The organism is Glutamicibacter sp. NPDC127525 (assembly GCF_042672105.1).
Classification (GTDB): Bacteria; Actinomycetota; Actinomycetes; order Actinomycetales; family Micrococcaceae; genus Glutamicibacter.
Genome location: NZ_JBHXVN010000001.1, coordinates 765,151 through 785,613, shown reverse-complemented (window position 1 = coordinate 785,613; position 20,463 = coordinate 765,151). Strand labels below are relative to the sequence as shown.

15 protein-coding genes are annotated in these 20,463 nt (G+C 59.9%); 13 read left to right on the top strand and 2 right to left on the bottom strand.

The genetic code is table 11. The annotated features are described in order from the left end of the window. Nucleotides 1-105: 105 nt before the first annotated feature. The 9 genes from ACFVHU_RS03600 to secA all read left to right on the top strand — a co-directional run bounded on the left by ACFVHU_RS03600 (nt 106) and on the right by secA (nt 11,572). Nucleotides 106-477: a chorismate mutase gene (locus ACFVHU_RS03600; protein ID WP_105656864.1), complete on the top strand. Its 372-nt coding sequence runs from the start codon at nt 106-108 to the stop codon at nt 475-477. Beyond that, nucleotides 470-1,534 carry a hypothetical protein gene (locus tag ACFVHU_RS03595; RefSeq protein ID WP_332485962.1) on the top strand — a complete coding sequence of 355 codons (1,065 nt, stop codon included), beginning with the start codon at nt 470-472 and terminating at the stop codon, nt 1,532-1,534. The genes ACFVHU_RS03600 and ACFVHU_RS03595 overlap by 8 nt, the downstream gene beginning before the upstream one ends. A 136-nt stretch (nt 1,535-1,670) precedes the next feature. Then, nucleotides 1,671-2,351 carry an MtrAB system response regulator MtrA gene (mtrA, locus tag ACFVHU_RS03590; protein WP_105656824.1) on the top strand — a complete coding sequence of 227 codons (681 nt, stop codon included), beginning with the start codon at nt 1,671-1,673 and terminating at the stop codon, nt 2,349-2,351. After that, nucleotides 2,348-4,168: an MtrAB system histidine kinase MtrB gene (gene mtrB / locus ACFVHU_RS03585; RefSeq protein WP_332498149.1), complete on the top strand. Its 1,821-nt coding sequence runs from the start codon at nt 2,348-2,350 to the stop codon at nt 4,166-4,168. The genes mtrA and mtrB overlap by 4 nt, the downstream gene beginning before the upstream one ends. Further along, a complete protein-coding gene (locus ACFVHU_RS03580; protein WP_105656822.1) occupies nt 4,168-5,871 on the top strand; it encodes an LpqB family beta-propeller domain-containing protein in 1,704 nt (567 codons plus the stop codon). Before mtrB ends, ACFVHU_RS03580 begins: the two co-directional genes overlap by 1 nt. A 69-nt stretch (nt 5,872-5,940) precedes the next feature. Then, a complete protein-coding gene (locus ACFVHU_RS03575) occupies nt 5,941-6,729 on the top strand; it encodes a ComF family protein (RefSeq protein ID WP_388022508.1) in 789 nt (262 codons plus the stop codon). Nucleotides 6,730-6,898: 169 nt separating this feature from the next. Then, nucleotides 6,899-7,597, top strand: a complete 699-nt coding sequence (gene hpf / locus ACFVHU_RS03570; protein ID WP_105656863.1) for a ribosome hibernation-promoting factor, HPF/YfiA family — start codon at nt 6,899-6,901, stop codon at nt 7,595-7,597. A 20-nt stretch (nt 7,598-7,617) separates the two neighbouring features. Then, nucleotides 7,618-8,790: a winged helix-turn-helix domain-containing protein gene (locus ACFVHU_RS03565; protein WP_388022503.1), complete on the top strand. Its 1,173-nt coding sequence runs from the start codon at nt 7,618-7,620 to the stop codon at nt 8,788-8,790. 133 nt (nt 8,791-8,923) lie between these two features. After that, nucleotides 8,924-11,572, top strand: a complete 2,649-nt coding sequence (gene secA, locus ACFVHU_RS03560; protein WP_332594663.1) for a preprotein translocase subunit SecA — start codon at nt 8,924-8,926, stop codon at nt 11,570-11,572. On the opposite strand, the gene ACFVHU_RS03555 is transcribed toward secA, so the two are convergent. Next, nucleotides 11,569-12,093: an Rv3235 family protein gene (locus ACFVHU_RS03555; RefSeq protein WP_332485966.1), complete on the bottom strand. Its 525-nt coding sequence runs from the start codon at nt 12,091-12,093 to the stop codon at nt 11,569-11,571. The two genes, secA and ACFVHU_RS03555, sit on opposite strands and share 4 nt — an antisense overlap. Nucleotides 12,094-12,133: 40 nt before the next feature. Further along, nucleotides 12,134-12,856, bottom strand: a complete 723-nt coding sequence (locus ACFVHU_RS03550; protein WP_388022498.1) for a hypothetical protein — start codon at nt 12,854-12,856, stop codon at nt 12,134-12,136. Between the two features lie 77 nt (nt 12,857-12,933). On the opposite strand from ACFVHU_RS03550, the gene ACFVHU_RS03545 reads away from it, so the two are divergent. From ACFVHU_RS03545 to ACFVHU_RS03530, 4 genes are all read left to right on the top strand, one after another. Then, nucleotides 12,934-13,539, top strand: coding sequence for a hypothetical protein (locus ACFVHU_RS03545; RefSeq protein WP_388022495.1), 606 nt, complete (start codon nt 12,934-12,936; stop codon nt 13,537-13,539). A 90-nt stretch (nt 13,540-13,629) separates the two neighbouring features. Then, nucleotides 13,630-14,295, top strand: a complete 666-nt coding sequence (locus ACFVHU_RS03540; protein WP_166650796.1) for a flagella basal body P-ring formation protein FlgA — start codon at nt 13,630-13,632, stop codon at nt 14,293-14,295. Beyond that, the gene (locus ACFVHU_RS03535; protein WP_388022491.1) at nt 14,292-15,539 is read left to right on the top strand and encodes a CpaE family protein; all 1,248 of its coding nucleotides are present in this window, start codon (nt 14,292-14,294) and stop codon (nt 15,537-15,539) included. The genes ACFVHU_RS03540 and ACFVHU_RS03535 overlap by 4 nt, the downstream gene beginning before the upstream one ends. A 125-nt stretch (nt 15,540-15,664) precedes the next feature. Next, entirely contained in the window at nt 15,665-20,458 is a 4,794-nt protein-coding gene (locus tag ACFVHU_RS03530) for an NAD-glutamate dehydrogenase (RefSeq protein ID WP_388022488.1), read from the top strand. The last annotated feature ends 5 nt before the right edge of the window (nt 20,459-20,463 follow it).

Sequence of the window (20,463 nt, the reverse complement as noted above, 5' to 3'; positions counted from 1 at the left end):
TGGCAATCAAGGAACAACGGGCATGCCCCGGGCACGGTCAGGCACCGTGTCCGGGGCATGTCACCTTGTGGGTAATCCGTCATGCGAACCCGTAAACTGGTGATCATGAACGAGCCGAAGAACACTGAGACCACCCAGTCATTCGACCCGCACGCCAGCTCGTTGCAGGGCGAGGTCCAGAATGAAGTCCTCGAAGAGCTGTACGCCATCCGCGGCAGCATCGACAACTTCGATGCGCAGCTGGTTTTCCTGTTGGCTGAACGCTTCAAGGCGACCCAGCGCGTAGGGGTCCTGAAGGCCGAGCACCAGTTGCCGCCGAGCGACCCTAGCCGCGAGAAGGCGCAGATCGAGCGCCTGCGCGCCCTGGCCCACGAAGCGCATCTTGATCCAGAATTCGCCGAAAAATTCCTGAATTTCGTGATCTCTGAAGTCATCCGCCACCATCAGAACATTTCTGACTCGCACAACAATGACTGAGCAGGAACACGAGGCAGCTGAACGCCGCGATGTTCACGCCACCGCTTTCTGCCAGTTCCCGGGCAGCGACCCGTCGGCCATCCACGAAGTGGTGCGCGGGGAATTGGGAGAACCCAACCTCGCGGTCTTCCCGCAGCTGCCGGATCGTGGCGTCGGCGCCGATGCGGTAGGGCGCAGCGCCACCTTGCTGGCAGACCTCGGCTTCGATCTGCAGCCGCACGGCTGGAGGATCGGTGCCAAGGACGGTATCGATGCCCGTCGTGCCCGCAGCATCCTGCGCAGTGACGAGAATCTGCTAGCTGATGTACTCGGCGCGGAAGCGAAACCTGCCCAGCGCCTCAAGCTCACCTTGCTCGGTCCGTGGACCTTGGCCGCCAGCCTGTACCTGTCGAACGGGGAGCGGGTGATCAGCGATCATGGGGCGCGCCGCGACATCATCGAGTCCTACGCCCACGGAGCACGCGAGCATCTGGACCGACTGGCCCGCATTACCTCGCTGGCGGACTTCACTATCCAGATTGATGAGCCGCTGCTGGGCGACGTGCTCGACGGCACAATCAGTACCGCCAGCGGATACCGGACCCTGCGCTCGATCCCACGCGCCGAAGTGCGAAGCGCCTATGCGCAGTTCTTCAAGGTGCTCGCTGGCGAGGCCGAAGGCCAACGGGTCACCTCGCTGCTGAATCTGCCTACCCAGGATGAACACTGGATTGAACGGGTGGATCTGCTGCACCAAGCCGGTGCCGGCGCGCTGGTCATCGACCCTGGAGGCTTGACGCACCGCAAGTGGGAGCGGGTAGCGGGACTTGTCGAAGGCGGGGGCCGCGTCTTCTTGCAGGTGCTCGCCCCCGGAACCCGGGCACCAGGTGTTGTAGAAGGGGTGAACTCCATTCTTCGTCCTTGGCGTCAGCTGGGCTTGGGCTTGGGGCAGCTAGGTGCACTAACCCTGATGCCGCGTGGAGACTTCTCGCGCAGCAGCTCGGCGCAGGCCATCGAGAACCTGCGACGGCTGGCCAGTTATGCCCAAGCGTTGGAGCAGACACGCGTCGATGCGTAGCTAACTGCCTGATTCCTGCCGGTCACAGCCCGAAAAGGGCGGTTGATCATGTATCTTAGGAATAGTGGGGTAGCGGATCTACCCGGTTTGGCCAGTTGGCTGAAACCTCAAACCTACGGTTTCAGGGGGACATGGGATGAAGGCACGGATTTTAGTCGTTGACGATGACGAAGCGTTGTCGGAAATGATTGGCATTGTCCTGCAAAATGACGGCTTCGATGCCTCATTCTGCTACGACGGTTCCGGTGCTCTGGAAGCATTCCGTGAAGCGAACCCCGACCTGGTGCTCCTTGACCTGATGCTGCCTGGCATTGACGGCATCGAGGTATGCAAGCAGATCCGCGCGGAATCCGACGTTCCCGTCGTGATGCTCACCGCCAAGTCGGACACTGCCGACGTTGTCCGCGGGCTGGAATCCGGTGCCGATGACTACGTGCCCAAGCCTTTCAAGCCAGCCGAGCTGGTGGCCCGCGTGCGAGCCCGTTTGCGTCCAAGCGAAACCCACGCCGCGGAGACTTTGCAAGTTGGCGAAGTGACCATCGACGTGGCCGGGCACCGAGTGACCCGGGGAACCGATGTCGTGTCGCTGACCCCGCTGGAATTCGACCTCCTGGTCACCATGGCCCGCAAGCCATGGCAGGTCTTCAGCCGCGAGCAGCTGCTGGAAGCCGTCTGGGGCTACCGGCACGCTGCAGATACCCGCTTGGTCAACGTGCACGTGCAGCGCCTGCGCTCGAAGATTGAAATTGACCCGGAGAAGCCGCAGATTATCGAGACCGTTCGCGGTGTCGGATACAAGGCTGGTTCGGCAAGTTGAGTTCGCACACGTCGACCGGTGCAGAGTTGGTTCCGGTCGATGTGCATGCCCAGTCGCAGTCCAAACCCGCCCGGTGGAGCAAAATCGAGCAGTGGATCAAGCGTCCCTGGCACACCGCCAAGCTGCGTTGGCAACGCCACCTGCTGTTCCGCACCGTCATCTCGACGCTGCTTTTCACCGCGCTGGCTTTGGTTGCCGCCGGCGCCTTCCTTTCCAACCAGATCGCCTCCACGCTTTTCGAAGAGCGCGTGAACCAGATATCCAAGGAATCGGAACGCGGCCTGGTCCAGGCCCGCTCCATTCTCGAATCGGCTTCCACCACCGATCGCGCCTCCACCCAGGCCCTGGTGAATTCGACCTTGGCTTCCCTGGAAGGCGATGGCGCAACCGTAGTCCGCGATTTCGTGCTGATGCCCATTGCCGGTGACCAAAGCCTTTATGTTGGGCCAATGGCTTCCGGTTCCCTGACCACCCGCGTGATCCCTGGCGATCTCGCGGAGCGGGTTGCAGGGGAGCAAGGCATCTATTGGCGTTCCATCGAGCTGGGTGCCGATACCGCAACCAAGCCCGGTCTCATTGTCGGCACCAAGGTACTGATTCCGCCTGGACGCGAGTACGGACTGTATCTGGTCTACGACCTGTCCAGCGTGCAGGATACCCTCGAATTCATCAATCGTGCGATGGCTTTCACCGGGCTGATTCTGCTGGCAGTGGTTGGCTTCGTTGCGTGGTCGGTCGCCCGAACCGTGGTCCGCCCGGTGGCCGATGCCGCGTATGTTTCGGAGAGGATTGCTTCCGGTGACCTCGACCGCCGAATGAAGGTCGCCGGCAAGGACGAGGTGGCCCGATTGGGGACGGCCTTCAACCACATGGCCCATTCATTGCAAGAGCAGATCACCGCATTGAATAATCTCTCGGCCATGCAGCAACGCTTCGTTTCCGATGTCTCGCACGAATTGCGCACCCCGCTGACCACCGTGCGCATGGCTGCCGAAGTGATCCACGATGCCCGCGAGGACTTCGATCCGCTTACCGCGCGGTCGGCCGAACTGATGTACAACCAGATCGAGCGTTTCCAGCACCTGCTCAATGACCTGCTGGAAGTGTCCCGCTTCGATGCCGGTGTCGCGGTGCTTGACCGTGAGTCAACGGACTTGAACGTCATAGCCCGCAAGGTTATCGATATCGCCACCCCGGTGGCTGATGAATACGGTTCGCTCATCCGCCTGAACGCGCCCAGCGACGGTTGCGTCGCAGAAGTGGATCCGCGCCGCGTCGAGCGTGTGATCCGCAATCTGGTGCTCAACGCGGTGGAGCACGGTGAAAGCAAGCCAATCGATATCACCATCGGCGCTAACCAGAGCGCGGTGGCGATCACCGTGCGCGACTACGGCATCGGCATGTCCGAAGAGGCGTGCAACCACGTCTTCGACCGATTCTGGCGCGCTGATCCGGCCCGTGCACGGACCACCGGAGGTTCCGGACTGGGCTTGTCGATCTCGATGGAGGACACCAGGTTGCACGATGGCCGATTGGAAGCGTGGGGCAAGCCGGGGGTCGGCTCGGTCTTCCGACTGACCTTGCCACGCAGCGAGGACCTGGAGATAGCTTCGTCGCCGCTTCCACTGGAACCGCCAGTTCCTGAAAGCCTGGCTACGGTGATTTTGGGAGACAGCTTCCCGCTGACCGGTGAAGTGCCAAAGATCGGATACACGCCGCTGGTTCTTGATCCGGATTTGGATGCGGATTCGCCAGATGACGATGTCACCAATCCGAACCTCGGCAGCAACGAGCAGAAGAAGGAAGGGGAGAGCTGATGCGGAAGAAATTCTTTTCCAGCCTCGCGATCATCCTTGCTGCTGCGCTTGCGATCTCTGGCTGCGCCTCGATTCCCAGAACTTCCACCGTCCAGCAGATTGAAGCCGGAACCGACACCAGCGGGGCTGAAAGCTACAGCTATGCGGCCGATGGACCGGCAGCAGGTGCTGATGCCAGGGCCATCGTCGAGGGGTTCGTCGAGGCTGGGCGTTCGGTATCCGAAGATTATGCTGTCTCCCGCGAATTCATGGACGCGCAGCTGAGCAACACCTGGCGCGGTGATACGCAGACGCTGATCTACGATGCCTTCAATGTGGTCAACGGGGCCGATGCGAACAAGTACACCATCCAGCTCGAAATCACCGGTGAAGTCGACGCGCATGGCGTGCGCACCGACTACCCGGATCACTCGACCCGTGCAGTGGATATCGAAGTCGCCAAGGTAGACGACGAATGGCGCATTACCAAAGCCCCGGATGGCACGATGCTCGAAGCCTCGACGTTCACCAAGATCTTTGCCGCGCAGACCCTGTACTTCTACGATGCGAGCTTCGCCTATTTGGTTCCCGACATACGGTGGTTCACCTCGGGTTCGGGCACCACCACGTCGATGGTGGAAGCCTTGTTGGCAGGACCAGCCCCGTACCTGCAAAATGCTGTCGTCTCCGCATTCTCGACGGCCAGCGGACTGGTGCGTTCAGCGGTGCCGGTGCGCGATGGCGAAGCGACCATCGATTTGAACTCCAATACCTTCGCAGATGCTACCGACCGGAGCATCTTGCTGATGAAGCAGCAGATGGAAGCCACGCTGACCAGCCTAGCTCCGGTGGACTCGGTAAAGCTGCTGCGGGAGGAAAACGAAGTCAACCTTTCGACCGAAGACACTAACTTCGAGCCGGCTACGTCCAACCCCAGCACGCAGGATACGCTGATCGGCATTTCGGACCAGTACTTGGTCTACGTCAAGGGACTCTCGATCATTCCGGTGGGCGGCGTCCCGGATATTTCCGGATACAACCCACGGGACCCGGCCATGTCTCCGGTCGGCAATCGCTATGCCTTCCTCAACGGCCGCCGCACCCAGCTGTGGGGGATTGACGACAAGGGCAGCCTGCGCCTTTCGCTGGAGGGCGAGGAGCTCATCCAGCCGTCCATGGATCTGGCCGGCTGGACCTGGACCGCGGATAACGGGGCAGCGACCCCGATCAGGGCGGTCCCTGCCGACACCGAAATGAAGGGTGAAGCCCGTCCAATCGATGTGGCCTGGCTGGAAGATGCCCAGATCGATTCCTTGCGGATTTCCCGTGACGGCGCGCGGGCGCTGATCGTGGCAACCATCGGCAAGACCACGTCGGTTTACGTCGCCGGCGTGATCCGCGATGCTGAAGGTGTGCCCCGCGGACTCACGGATTCGCCAATGAAGATCTATCCAGAAGTTCCGGTGAATACCGCGCTATGGGATTCGGACAGATCCATTATTGTTGCCGAGCTCGGTGATGACCAAGCTGTTGAAGCGGCCCAGATCACCTTCGAAGGCGGCAGCGAGCACCTGCAGCTGCTGTTGGGCATGGTCGGCATCGCTACCGGTGTCGGCAGCCGCCGCGAAGTGTATGCCGAGACCAACGAGAAGCTGTATACCCGCGTGGGCAATTCCTGGCACGAGCTTGAGGATTTTGCCCAGGACGTCGCCTATCCCGGCTAAGCAGGACCTTGCTCCACAACTCGTTGGCGACCAGACCGATCGACGCGGTTCATCGGCCAGTCTGGCCGTATGGAAATTCCCGAAGAGTGGCTGCGGTGCGTCGATGAGCTGTCCCGCAGCAGGCCCATGCGCTGGCTGGGATTCGGCACCAGGGAAATCGCGAACTTCCTGCTTCCGGCCTGTTGCGCGGTCTGCGCCCGGGCAGATTTTCGGCTTTGCCCCGAATGCCGCAGTGAAATCCAACGCCAACTGAGCCTGCCGCCCCTGCCGGACACGCATCATCTCTATGTCGAGCTTCCCGCGCTCGGCCAGCAGCTTGCCGTTAGTTCCTGCGGCGCTTACGGCAAGGAGCTGGCTCGGGCTTTGCTGGCATTCAAGAACAAGCAGCGCTACTTCCTCGTCTCGCTCTTCGCCCCTTATCTTGCTGCCGCGCTGAACGCCGGATGCATCCCGCAGCGCGCGAATCTTCCTACCCTGGTGGTGCCGGTGCCCAGTTCGCTCAAGGCAACAGCGCAGCGTGGCTACTCTCCGGTGAAGACGATGCTCGACCACGGCTTCGCTCGCGGGCTGCTGTCGGCAGATCTAGAGTGCCGCACGCTGCTGCACTACCGCCTCGGTTCCGCCTTGGGCGGGGCGCAGAAAACCAAGAGCGGTTCAGACCGGCGCGGCGGCCGGACCCATTTCGTAGCCGAGCGTGCCAGCGCCAATGGCCAGCCGGTCATCCTGGTCGACGACGTCCTAACCACCGGTTCTACGTTGCGGCACGCGGCCATGGCCTGCCATGAGGCAGGATATGACGTCACCAGCGCGGTGGTACTGGCTTTGACGAGACCGCCAAATAATGCACTTGAACAGTAATTACGCTTACCGCGATCGGAAATTGTGAGCCCGGATACTTGAATCTTGGCCACGGTGGCATAAGGTGAAGTATGGGATGCATCACAGATGCAGCTAAAAGCCCATCTTCAGTCCGAAAGGATGGAACTTTCGGACTGTTGTGTCACCCGACTCCCTATTGGAGGACACCATGGAGCTGAACTACAGCGGACGCAACATCACCATTTCGGATCGTTTCCGTGAGTATGTTGACGAGAAAATCACCAAGGTTGACCAGCTGGCCACCAAAATACAGCGCATCGACGTCAAGGTCCTCAAAGAAGCACACGCTCGTGATCAGAGCACTGCACTGTCCGTTGAATTGACCGTTGTTGGCCGTGGCCCAGCAATTCGAGCCGAGGCTCGCGGCGCTGACAAGTTCGCGGCTTTCGACATCGCGTTCGCAAAACTGCTTGAACGCCTGCGCAAGGCCCGCGACAAGCGCAAGGTGCATCGCGGCAACCACACCCCGCTGGCTGTCCACCAGGCAACTGGCGGCCTGCCTACCGCATCGAGCGGCAAGTCTTTGGTTGAAGAAACCATCGAAGCCCAGAAAGCCGCGGAAGCTGCCGAAGTCGAGGCCAACGCCGAGTACTCGCCAGTGGTCATCCGCCGCAAGTCCTTCCCTGCAGAAGTGATGAGCGTTGATGACGCAGTGGACCGCATGGAACTGGTCGGCCATCCGTTCTACCTTTTCATCGATGAAGCCACCGGCGAGCACGCTGTGGTCTATGGCCGCACCCAGTACCAGTACGGTGTCATCTCCTTGGATCCATCACTGAACTCCAATGAAGAAGCCACCAGGGAAACTCGCGGCTACCGTGACAAAGCCTTGGCAACAGAAGGCTAGTCATCGGAGCCACAACTAGCGTGGGCGGCCAACGCATTCTCAGCCTCAAGCAGGCACGAAGAATCGCGTTGGCCGCCCAAGGCCTGTCCAAGGGCAGGAAAGTACAACCCGTCACCGCGCGGAAAATCGTCAGCGCTATCGGCAGTATCGCGCAGTTGCAGATTGACTCGGTGAACGTCGTTCGCAGGGCCCATTACATGCCGATGTTCGCCCGGCTCGGCGCCTATGACACCAAGGTGCTGGACCAGCTTCTGGCCAAACCGCTCAGCCCTATCACCGAATATTGGGCCCATGAGGCCTCGGTGGTCAGCTCGGAACTCATTCAAGACCTGCGGGTATGGCAGCGCCGAACCTGGATCGATAAATCAGATGGGTTCTCCGCCGAACAGCATGACCTCTCGGATCGCGTCCTTGAATACCTGTCCAATAATCCAGGCTCCAGCGCCCGGCAAATCAGCCAGGCTTTGGACGTCGCCCCGGTCGGTGAGAAAAAGCATTGGGGGTGGAATTGGAATGACACCAAGTTCGTCACCGAGTCCCTTTTCGCCCAAGCCAAGATCTTGACGCTGGGACGCAACTCCCAGTTTGAACGCCGTTACGCACTAGCCGCGGATGTGGTGGGCACGCAACAGCAACTCGATGCGGCGCAGCGGCACGAGGCCCTCGCCCGGCTGGTTGTCCGGGCCATGGATGCCCTTGGCATCGCCACCGCTCACTGCGTCGCAGAGTATTTCCGTCTTCCGGTGCGCGCGGCCAAAGAAGAGCTCGCCCAGCAAGCACGTGCAGGTCTCATCGAAGAAGTACAGGTTGCCGGCATTGCCGAGCCTTGCTATTTGCAGGCCGGCACCAAGATTCCGCGCAGGATCGATCCTGACCTGCGTTTGCTGTCACCTTTTGATTCGATGGTTTTCAACCGCCGCCGGCTGGAGAAGTTCTTCGGGTTCGAATACCGTATCGAAATCTATGTGCCGGCAAATCAGCGCCGCTACGGCTACTACGTTTTCCCGATGCTTTTCGGCGAAGAGTTCGTGGGCCGAGTGGACCTGAAAGCTGACCGGGCCAGGTCGGTGCTGCACGCAAAGCAGGTGCATTACGAGCCGGGTGTCGACGCCAGTGTCGAGGCTGGATTGCGAGCCGAGCTGGATCGCATGGCGCGCTGGCTGGAACTTGAACGAGTGGAAATCGGGCTGTGAAGGGCCTGTTGATCAAATCGCTGTTCGCTATAAGAACAGCGCAAATGGGATTGAAATAGCCAGATGTGCTGTTTTCCTCACGTAGACTGAAGACGCCAGAAATTACTGTGCTTGAGATATTGGGAGCTACCACGTGGCATCATTGCTAGAACGTATTTTGCGTACCGGCGACAAGAAGATTCTGAAGACTCTTCGTAAGTACGCCGACACGATCAATACGTTGGAAGTCGAAATTCGCGAACTTTCGGACGAAGAGCTCAAGGGTGAAACCGACAAGTTCCGCGAACGTTTGGCTAACGGTGAGACGTTGGACGACTTGCTCCCAGAAGCTTTTGCGGTGGTCCGCGAAGCCTCGGACCGGGTCCTTGGCATGCGCCACTTCGACGTCCAGCTCATGGGCGGTGCTGCCCTGCATCTGGGAAACATCGCTGAAATGCGTACCGGTGAAGGCAAGACCCTGGTCGCTACCGCACCGGCTTACCTGAACGCGTTGACCGGTGACGGCGTGCACGTGGTGACAACCAACGACTTCCTCGCCCAGTACCAGTCGGATCTGATGGGTCGCGTCTTCCGCTTCCTCGGTCTGACCTGCGGCTGCATTCTCTCCAGCCAGAAGCCTGCCGAGCGGCGCAAGCAGTATGAAGCCGATATCACCTACGGCACGAACAACGAGTTCGGATTCGACTACCTGCGCGACAACATGGCGTGGAGCAAGGACGAGCTGGTCCAGCGCGGACACAACTTCGTCATCGTCGATGAGGTCGACTCGATCCTGATCGATGAGGCGCGTACCCCGCTGATCATCTCCGGACAGGCTTCGGGCGATGTGAACCGCTGGTACACCGAATTCTCCAAGATCGTCTCGCGACTGAAGCGTGAAGACGATTACGAGGTCGACGAAAAGAAGCGCACCATCGGCGTGCTGGAGTCGGGCATCGAAAAGGTCGAGGACTACCTGGGCATCGATAACCTCTACGAAGCGAACAACACCCCGCTGATCGGCTTCCTGAACAGCGCCATCAAGGCCAAGGAACTGTTCAAGAAGGACAAGGACTACGTCGTTGTCAACGGCGAAGTCATGATCGTTGACGAGCATACTGGCCGTGCACTGGCTGGCCGCCGCTACTCCGAGGGCATGCACCAGGCCATCGAGGCCAAGGAAAACGTTGAGATCAAGGCCGAGAACCAGACTCTGGCCACAGTGACCTTGCAGAACTACTTCCGCATGTACGCCAAGATTTCGGGCATGACCGGTACGGCGCAGACCGAGGCGGCGGAATTCATGGGTACCTACAAGCTGGGCGTGGTGGAGATTCCTACCAATAAGCCAGCAATCCGCATGGACCAGTCGGACTACATCTACAAGAATGAAGTCGCCAAGTTCAATGCTGTGGTTGAGGACATTGCCGAGCGCCATGCGACGGGCCAGCCGATCCTGGTGGGCACCACCAGCGTGGAAAAGAGCGAATACCTCTCCCGGCTGCTCTCCAAGAAGGGCATCCGCCACGAGGTGCTCAACGCCAAGCAGCACGCTCGCGAAGCTGCCGTGGTCGCGATGGCCGGCCGCAAGAACGCGGTGACCGTTTCTACCAACATGGCCGGCCGCGGTACCGACATCATGCTCGGCGGCAACGCTGAGTTCCTGGCCGTGGCCGAGATGGAGCGCCGTGGCCTGGATGCGGAGAACAACCCGGAAGAGTACAACACGGTCTGGGACGAAGTCTTTGACAAGGCGAAGGAAACCGTCGCCAACGAATCGAAGGAAGTTGCGGCGCTCGGCGGCCTGTACGTGCTGGGCACCGAACGGCACGAATCACGCCGCATCGATAACCAGCTGCGTGGTCGCTCCGGCCGCCAGGGCGACCCGGGCGAATCGCGTTTCTACCTGTCGATGACCGATGACCTGATGCGCCGGTTCAACTCCGGGATGGCCGAGCGCATCATGAACAACCCGTCGATGCCAGATGACGTGGCGCTGGAATCCAAGATGGTTTCGCGCGCCATTGAGTCCGCCCAGGCACAGGTGGAAGGCGTCAACGCCGAGCAGCGCAAGAATGTGCTGAAATACGATGACGTGATGAACCGCCAGCGTGAAGCGATCTACGCTGACCGCCGTTCCATCCTGGAAGGCGACGACCTCGAAGAGAAGGTCGGCCACTTCCTGGAAGATGTCGTCAAGGCAATGGTCCTGGAAGCGACCCAGGTCGGCGACCCGGACGATTGGGAGCTCAAGTCGTTGTGGACCAACCTCAAGCAGCTGTACCCGATCGGCATCACCATCGATGAAGTTCTCGAAGAGGCCGGCGGAGTGGGGCACCTCTCCGCGCAGTTCCTGGAACGCGAAATCCTCTCGGATGCCCAGTACCAGTACGAAGAGCGGGAAAAGCTTGTTGGTTCTTCCACCATGCGCGATCTGGAGCGCCGTGTAGTGCTCTCGACCATCGGTCGCAAGTGGCAGGAGCACCTGTACGAGATGGATTACCTCAAGGAAGGAATCGGACTGCGTGCCATGGCCCAGCGCGACCCGCTAGTGGAATATCAGCGTGAAGGCTACACCATGTTCCAGACCATGATGGAAGGCATCCGCGAGGAAAGCATCGGAACCCTCTTCAACTTGGAGATCCCCACCGGAGCTGAAGCAGCTGCCGCGCCAGCGGTTGACGAGTCGGCGAAGCCGAAGAACCTGCAGTTCACCGGCCCGGATGAAGATGGCGAAGCCAGCACCACTCGCGCCCAGGCAACGTCGAGCAAAAAGAAGAACAAGAAGGCCAAGCGCAGCTAGATTAGCTCCACATCGGTCACCTGCCACCGTCCGTGCCAGGGCTCAATTTTCAGAGCCACGGCACGGACGCGGTATTTAAAGCCCAAGATGACGGTGCATTCCCAAGAACCTGATATGCACCGGTCCAGGTGCAATGAGATGATCTGCCCGTGTGCCGTGCCCGGCAGCGGCTCGAGCGTGTAGCACTGGGTCTCCAGGAGGGCCCGGCGCCGGAGCTTGGCAATGCAAGAGGGCTCCATCACGAATGCCAGCTGATTCACGGTGCGGTACCCAGCCACGATTTCGAAGACCGCGCGGGCTACTGCATGCGAAATCTCAACGATGGCCCGGTGCTCGCTGCGGTAGACAGCAGAGCGATGGAAGATATTGTCCATTGCCCGACGCAGGTGAGCCGGAGCCTGGCATGGATCGGCAGCCGAGGTGGCGCCAGCCGGGTTCGGGTCTGGGAGGTTGGCTGCGTAGATGTCCGGTTGATAGTAGCCTGTGTTGGCGCTACGGGGGCTGATGGCGATGGTGCTCATGATGACTCCTAGTTGGGCGTGGGGAAGTTCTTGAATGCGCTTAGCTGGCTGGTGGTAGTTCAAGTACCGTTCCAACTCGCAGCAGGTCCGGGTCGGTGCCGATGGACTTCTTGTTGCGTTGATAGATCTTTGGCCAATAGGCAGAAATTTCTTCCACGGTGGCCTGGGCACCTAGATGATCTGCCGCTATGGTCCACAGATTCTGCCCTTCAGCGACGACAACTTCTGTGCGTTGCACCGAACGTTGGCCTGGATTCCTGGCCCCGGGGGATACCAGTGGGCTCAGCGGAACGCTCATGGATTCGGGGAACCATTGCGGGCTCGGTACGGAGTTTTGCTGCGGGCCTGCATGGCTGGCTAGTTCTTGGCTGGCGTTTTCCGCCGGGACCTGTGCCAGGGAAACCGCCAGTGGTACACCCGCGTAGGCTGCAGCGACTGAAGAGAGGGCAATCGAGGTTCCAAGCATTGAGCCTAGAATTCTCCTGCTCAGTGCGGGGGCGATTCGTTCGAAGAACCGCGCTAGCTTCGGCTTGCGGTGGGTGAAGGCCCAGCGGATCATCTGGGCCAAGGCCACGCGCAGCAAGTACAGCGTAAGCAACGCCAGGAACGAAAGGCTGACGAGAAGCCTTATGTGGTCCGCTGTGGCGCGCCCATCGACTGGGGACCGGAAGTAATCAGATATCCACTGGATTCCCACATTGATAATGACCAATGACGCTGCCGAAAAGAGCAGCAGCACGAATATTTGCCGTTGGCGAGACACCCGAATCACTTCCTTGAATGAATTTTGATGTCATTTGATGTTGTTTGATGTTAATAGTTACACTTAGAGATCTTTTTGTGAATAGGGTTACGCAAAAATGTTTATTCTCGTACAGTGGGCGCATGCGGTGGGATTCACTCTTCGACGACTTGGAGGCTCAGCTAGCAGAACAGAGCCGGGCGCAGTTGCGTGAAGAAATTGCCGAAAATATCAGGGTTGAACGGGCAACTGCCGAACTGCTGCCTGCTCTGATGCGGTTCTACGGACACGAATTGAGCCTCCGGCTGGCCGGGGGAACCGAACTCCGCGCGAAGCTCGGCCCTTGCGCGACCGATTACGTCTGCCTGGAAACAGAGCAGGCCCAATGGGTGATCCGCAGTGGAGCGATTGAATCCTTCGCCCTTCCGCCGGGGCGCGCACCTGCGGTGGAACGGCGCGCGCCGGGCCGCTCGGTGAAGTTTTCCTCGGTTCTTCGGGGATTGCTCCGGGACCGCGCACGATGCCATGTTTTTGGCCGTGCGGGCAGCTCCATGGCTGAAGGAACGCTGACTCAGGTAGCCAAGGATTTTTTGATAGTTCTGGTGCATCCTCGCGATGAATTCGCCAGAGCACAGCAGGCCTCAACGCAACTGCTGATTCCACTGGATGCCATCGGATGGGTCGAAGCGATCACTCTTTCGTGATCCACAAGTGCACGCAAGGTCTTTCCAGCAGGACCAAGTTGTCGTAGGCTCACCATCCATAAGCACCTATGCTGGCGGAAGGTCAGAGCCTTGATCACAGAACAGATCGCCCAGGACGCGCGGACAACCTCGGCCTCGCGTGTGCGACGGCCTAGTTGGAAGGACCCACGCCTGGCTCTCGGCGCGGTGCTCGTAGTCGCTTCGGTCGCGGGAACCGTGTACCTGGTCGGCGAATTGCATCAGACGTCCACGGTGTATGTCGCCAGCACCAATATCACCCTCGGAGAAAAGCTGACCAGCGAGAACATGAAAACTCAAGAAGTCCAGCTTGGCGAAACTCTCGAGAACTACCTGCACACAGATGCGCAGCTCGGCCAGGACGCCCGAGCGAACACCTTTATCAGCGAAGGGCAGCTGATTCCAGTCACCTCGATAATGCACAGTGAAGTGGGATCGCGCAGGCCGGTTAATGTCGATCTTCCGGCAGACCTTTCTTCGTCGATTACCCCCGGTAGCTTCGTTGACGTATGGATTGCCAAACGCGAAACCAGCGGCAGCACCTACGGAGTCCCGGAAAAGCTCTCCTCCATGGTCGAAGTCGCCGCACGCGTTGAAAGCGGCGGGGGACTGGTGGGAACCCAAGGCACCAACCTGGAACTGCTGGTGGAACCGAATCAGCTTGAACCGCTGCTTCAAGCGCTGGCCAACGAATCGAGAATTATCGTCGTCTACAACCCGGCCGGGACCGAACAATGAGTATTTCGGTCGTAGTGCTCGGCGACCAGGAGAAAATCGTCCGGCAAATCGAAGGGTACCGCGGGGAACTGATGGTCACCCGCGTCTGCTCCGGCATAGCCGAAGCCATTGCCGCTTGCGATACCGGAATGGCTGATGTGCTGATCGTTGCCGACGCCCAGCTGGTGCCGCCCATGGAACAACTTGATGCGTTGCTGATGCGCCAGACAGCGGTTGTCCTGTTCTTTGACCGGCCCGAAGACTGGAAGCCATTGCCTGATGTGCTTCATCTGCCTGCGGATTCCGGCATGGCCGAGCTGGAAGGACGCATCAGGGGCGTAGTTCAGTCATTGAATCATTCTGGAACCGACGGAACGCTCGCGGTTCCCGAACCGGAGGACGACTCTACGGGCCGGAACGGAAGAATCGTCAGCTTCTGGAGCGCCCCTGGATCTCCCGGGCGCAGTACCGTCGCGCTGAATTATGCGGTGGAAACGGCGGCAGCAGGAAAAACCGTGGTGCTTCTGGACGCAGATACCTACGCCGCCAGCATCGCCATTCAATTGGGGCTCATGGACGAATCGGCATCCATTGCGCAGTTGTGCCGTGCCATCGACGCCGGCTCGTTGGATGTTGCCCGACTCAACGCTGCATGTTCCTTGGTCCAGGTCGGGGAGGCGACCATGCGCGTGGCGACCGGAATCCCGCGTGCTAGCCGGTGGCCCGAGGTCCGGGCCTCGGCGCTGCGGCGAGCGGCCATGCTGCTCAAAGTTCACTACGACCTGGTCGTATTGGATTTGGCTCCGTACATTGAATTGGACGAACAGCTCAGTTTCGATACCCAAGCACCACAGCGAAACGCTGTCACCGTCGAGATGCTCCAGTGCTCCGATGAGCTTTTCATGATCGTGCGTGCCGACAGCTTGGGAATTCCGCGTGCACTTCGCGCCATCGACGAATTGGAGGATGCACTGCCCGGGCTGAATCCGAAAATCGTCTTCAACCGCGTGGGAGCCAGCAGTACCGGGCGCAGCCCGAAGCGCAGGTTGATTGAAGCGTGGGACCGGTTTGGGCCGACGCACCAAATCGCAGGGTATCTGCCCGAGGACAACGCCGCGTGCAACGCGGCAGTGCTGGGAGGAAGCCCATTGCTCGAAATCGCACCTCGGTGCCTATTGCGTATGGAAATACGGTCTTTGGCCGGCATAAATTCCACGGATTCACCCAAGAAATGGAATAGTCGTCGATTTCGCTCCGAAGCTTGAACCCCAGAGGTGAAAACCGAGTAATGTGGGTAAAACTAGAGATCCGCAAAGGCGCGGGTTGATCGAACTTTGTTCTTGGAGGCGTTCTTTTGAACTCGTCGGAATCCAGCATGTCAGAATCATTCATGGATGAGACACTCACCTCGAAATTGGTGAGCGAGTACTATGGCCAAATTGCGACCGAAGACGTGGCGGCCTACCGGCCAGACGAACTCGAAGCTCGCGTGGCAGCACATCTGGAAATCGGGTATCAGCGTGATGCTGAAAACGCTAATGTCGCCATTACCCGCAACAACGGAATTTCAGTGGTCCACATCGTCACCGATGACATGCCATTCCTTGTTGATTCGGTAACTGCCGCACTAGTGCAGCTGAATTCACCAATTCAGCTGGTAGTGCATCCGACGTTCGTTGTCTCCCGCAAGACCGAGACCGGCGAAATTTCAAAGATCAGCCATGCTGGTCTGCAGCATGTTGCCAGCGGTGACACCGCTGCGCTCTCGGATTTGAGCACCCTGATTTCGGCCGGTGCAGAAACCCGCATCGAATCGTGGATTTCAGTCGAGCTCGCTCGCGAGCTCAGCGATGAGCAGGCCAAGGAATTTGTTGAGCGCCTCTATAGCGTTCTGGCAGATGTGCGTGTTGCAGTGAAGGACTGGCCGGCCATGCTGGACCGGGCCAAGGATATTGCGCAGAGCCTTCCGCAGACTCCGAAGGCTGAGGAAATCGCCGAGGTGCAGCAGGCATCGGAGCTGCTGGACTGGTTAGCTGACGGAAAGTTCACGTTCCTGGGCTACCGCGACTACTCGCTGGAAACCATCAACGGCGAAGACGTCCTGGTCGCCCGCCCAGGCAGCGGCTTGGGACTGATGCGCGATCTGGCGGACCAAGGTCCACAGCACCTGACCAAGCGCGGCCGCATCACCGCTCGCGACAAGCGTGCGCTGATCGTGACCAAGGCGAACTCCCGTTCCACCGTTCACCGTGGCGTGTACCTGGACTATGTCGGAGTCAAGAGCTTCGATGCCAATGGCGAAGTCAACGGCGAACGCCGTTTCATCGGCCTCTTCTCCTCCAGTGTTTACACCTCGAGCGTGAAGACCGTCCCGCTGGTACGCGAAAAGGTTGAAGCGGTGCTGAAGCGCACCGGCTTCGCGCCTGATTCCCACTCGGGCAAGGACATCACCACTATTCTGGAAAGCTACCCACGCGATGAGATGTTCCAAATCTCCGTCGACGAGTTGACCAAGATTGCCCTCGGTATCCTGCGCCTGCAGGAACGCCGCCGCACCTCGGTCTTCCTTCGCAAGGACGACTACGGCCGCTTCGTCACTGCCATGGTGTTCCTGCCACGTGATCGTTTCTCCACCGCAGTGCGCCTGCGGGTGGAGCAGGAGCTGCAGCGCAGCTTCAACGCAGAATCCGTTGAATATGAAGCGCAGCTGGGTGCGGGCGCGCTCGTTCGCTTGTTCTACCGGCTGCGCCTGCAACGCCACGGACTGGCCCCCGTGGTTGACCGCAAGGCACTGGAGAATCGTATTGCCAAGGCCGTGCGCTCCTGGTCTGACGCCATCGTTGACACCGCCCGCGCGCGCCTGGAACTGGGCGATGCCAACACGCTGTCCAACGCTTGGGCCGAAGCTTTCCCGGCTTCCTACAAGGTGCAGTTCGAAATCGAAGATGCGCTGAAGGATATTGACCTGCTCACCGAGTTGAGCAGTCCAGAAGTCGATGGCCCGGTTGTCTCCTTCTACGATGACGAGAAGCAGGATGAGGATTCTGCTGTTTCCAAGCGCATGAAGATCTATGTGACCAAGCCGCTGCTGCTCTCGCGCATACTGCCAGTTCTGCAGCATCTGGGTCTGGAAGTCGTCGATGAACGCCCCTACGAGCTGAATCCAGAAGGAATCGGCGAACGCTACATCTACGACATGGGCCTGAAGATCGATGAGGAGATCAACTTCCAGGCCGTGGAAGCCAAGCTGGCTGAGGCCTACTGCGCAGTGGTCCGCAACCTCGCCGAATCCGACAGCCTTAACGCACTGGTGCTGCACGAGGGACTCACGTGGGAGGAAGTCTCGATGCTTCGTGCCTACGCCCACTACCTGCTGCAGCTCGGGGTTCCGAACTCCACTGGCTTCATCGCCAGCACCTTGGTTGGCAACCCGTCAGTCACCCACGCCATTGTGGAGCTGTTCCAGGCCACCTTCGACCCGCAGCTGAGCTCCGTGGCTTCGGAAGCTGCTCGGCAGAAGGCGCACGCAAAGGTCACCGAAGCGCTGGAATCCGTGCCAACGTTGGATGCCGACACCTTGCTGCGCCGTTTCGTGAAGGTGATCGAAGCGACCAAACGCACCAACTACTTCACCACCCACCAGGCACTGGCATTCAAGCTGGCCCCGGAAGAGATCGATTTCGCGCCATTCCCGCGTCCGAAGCACGAATTGTGGGTCTACTCGCCGCGTGTTGAGGGTACCCACTTCCGCTTCGGCGCCGTGGCCCGCGGTGGCCTGCGCTGGTCCGATCGCCGAGAAGATTTCCGTACGGAAGTGCTGGGTCTGGTCAAGGCCCAGATGGTCAAGAACTCCGTCATCGTGCCAACTGGTGCCAAGGGCGGTTTCTACGCCAAGCAGCTTCCCAATCCAGCTCTCGACCGCGGCGCATGGATGGAAGAAGGCAAGGGCGCGTACAAGGTCTTCATCCGCACCCTGCTGGAGCTGACCGACAACATGGTTACCGACGAAAACGGTGAGCACATCGAAGCCCCTGCCAACGTGGTTCGTCGCGATGGCGATGATTCCTACCTGGTGGTCGCTGCCGACAAGGGCACCGCGAGCTTCTCCGATATCGCCAACTCGATCTCGGCCGACAAGGGCCACTGGCTGGGCGATGCCTTTGCTTCGGGCGGCTCGGTGGGCTACGACCACAAGGGCATGGGCATCACCGCACGCGGCGCCTGGGAATCGGTGAAGCGCCACTTCTTCGAGCTGGGCATCGACACCCAGAAGGACGAATTCACCGCCGTCGGCGTGGGCGATATGTCCGGAGACGTGTTCGGCAACGGTTTGCGCCGTACCCCCACCGTGAAGCTGGTGGCGGCCTTCGACCACCGTGATATCTTCCTGGATCCGAACCCGGATCCCCAGGTCGCCTTTGACGAGCGCCAGCGCCTGTATGATCTGCCACGCTCCAGCTGGGCAGACTACAACAAGGAGCTGCTCTCGGCCGGAGGCGGCGTGTACTCGCGCAGCCTCAAGTCCGTGCCGGTTAGCGCCGAGGTCCGCGAGGTCCTGGGCTTGGACGCCGGCACCACCAAGCTGAGCCCTAACGAACTGCTCAAGGCCATCCTCTCAGCGCCAGTGGACCTGCTCTACAACGGCGGTATTGGTACCTACGTGAAGTCAGCGGCTGAAACCCACGGCCAGGTCGGCGACCGAGCCAACGACGCCATCCGCGTCGACGGCGCAGATCTGCGCGTGAAAGTTGTTGGCGAAGGCGGCAACTTGGGCATGACCCAGCTGGGCCGTATTGAGGCAGCCCGCAAGGGCGTCCTGCTGAACACCGATGCCATTGACAACTCTGCTGGCGTGGACACTTCTGACCGCGAAGTGAACATCAAGATCTTCGTGGACCGCCAGATCAAGGCGGGCAATCTCACCGAGGCTGAACGCACGGAGTTCCTGCTCTCGATGACCGATAACATCGGTGATCTGGTGCTGACGACCAACTTCGAACAGAACGTGTTGCTGCTCAATGAGAAGCATGCGGCACTGACCTGGACACCAGCGTACGAGCGCCTGATGCAGTGGCTGGAAGCCCATGCTGACTTGAACCGTGGCTTGGAGTTCTTGCCAAACGCGGATCAGCTGGAAGAGCGCCGCGCCGCTGGCGAGGCGATGACCACCCCAGAGCTCTCGGTGCTGGCCGCATACGCGAAGATCCAGCTGGCGAACGCGCTGACCGAATCCGATCTCGCCGATGATCCGTACTTCACCCGGACCCTGCGCCGCTACTTCCCAACCAAGTTGGTAGAGCGTTTCGGGGATCAGCTCGAAAGCCATCCGTTGCGCCGAGAAATCATCGCGACCGTGATCGCCAACGACATCGTGAACATGGGCGGCATCACCTACGTCTTCCGTGCTATGGAAGAAACCAGTGCCAGCGAAGTCCAGATTGCCAAGGTCTTCTGCGCGCTGCGTGAGATCTACGGATTCGACCGCCAGTTCGATGCGATCAATGCACAGCCTGCCGGAACCGATCTGGAACACTGGGGCCGCCAGCACCACGACATGCGCCGCCTGCTGGACCGTGCCACCCGCTGGTTCATCAACCGCGTCGATCAGGAACTGCTGGTCACCGAAGCGGTCAAACGCTACGAAGCGACGGTTACCGAACTGCGTGAGGCCCTGCCAACCTTGGTTCGGGGCACTGACCTCCAGAGATTCCAGGAGTGGCGTGAAGAGGCCATGGACCAGGGGATCCCGGAGCGTCGTGCCAGCATGTGGGCGACTCAGTTCGAATCCTACGCGCTGCTGGACGTGGCAGAATATGTGCACCGCACCGGGACCGCTCCGGTCAAGGTTGCAGAAACATACTACGTGCTCTACGACTTGTTCGATGTGGACAGCCTGCTGAATCGCATCACCAACCTTCCTCGCTCGGATCGTTGGCAGGCGCTGGCTCGTGCCGCAATGCGCGATGACCTGTACACCACGATCATCGACCTGACCGGCAACATCCTGGATGCCCACGGCGATATTGCTGACCCGGCAGAGCGTGTTGCTGCATGGGAAGAGGCAAACGCGGCTAACCTTGATCGTGCGAAGACTATGTTCGCGGAAGTGAACAGCCTGGAACGAGACGACATGGCTTCACTTTCCGTGGCACTTCGCCTCTTGCGTTCCATCGTCCGAAGGTAAATACC

Coding starts and splice junctions, on each gene's coding strand:
- ACFVHU_RS03600 (WP_105656864.1), top strand. CDS start 106: ATGAACGAGCCGAAGAACACTGAGACCACCCAGTCATTCGACCCGCAC.
- mtrA (WP_105656824.1), top strand. CDS start 1,671: ATGAAGGCACGGATTTTAGTCGTTGACGATGACGAAGCGTTGTCGGAA.
- ACFVHU_RS03580 (WP_105656822.1), top strand. CDS start 4,168: ATGCGGAAGAAATTCTTTTCCAGCCTCGCGATCATCCTTGCTGCTGCG.
- hpf (WP_105656863.1), top strand. CDS start 6,899: ATGGAGCTGAACTACAGCGGACGCAACATCACCATTTCGGATCGTTTC.
- ACFVHU_RS03530 (WP_388022488.1), top strand. CDS start 15,665: ATGGATGAGACACTCACCTCGAAATTGGTGAGCGAGTACTATGGCCAA.
- ACFVHU_RS03555 (WP_332485966.1), bottom strand. CDS start 12,093: ATGAGCACCATCGCCATCAGCCCCCGTAGCGCCAACACAGGCTACTAT.
- ACFVHU_RS03535 (WP_388022491.1), top strand. CDS start 14,292: ATGAGTATTTCGGTCGTAGTGCTCGGCGACCAGGAGAAAATCGTCCGG.
- ACFVHU_RS03575 (WP_388022508.1), top strand. CDS start 5,941: ATGGAAATTCCCGAAGAGTGGCTGCGGTGCGTCGATGAGCTGTCCCGC.
- ACFVHU_RS03595 (WP_332485962.1), top strand. CDS start 470: ATGACTGAGCAGGAACACGAGGCAGCTGAACGCCGCGATGTTCACGCC.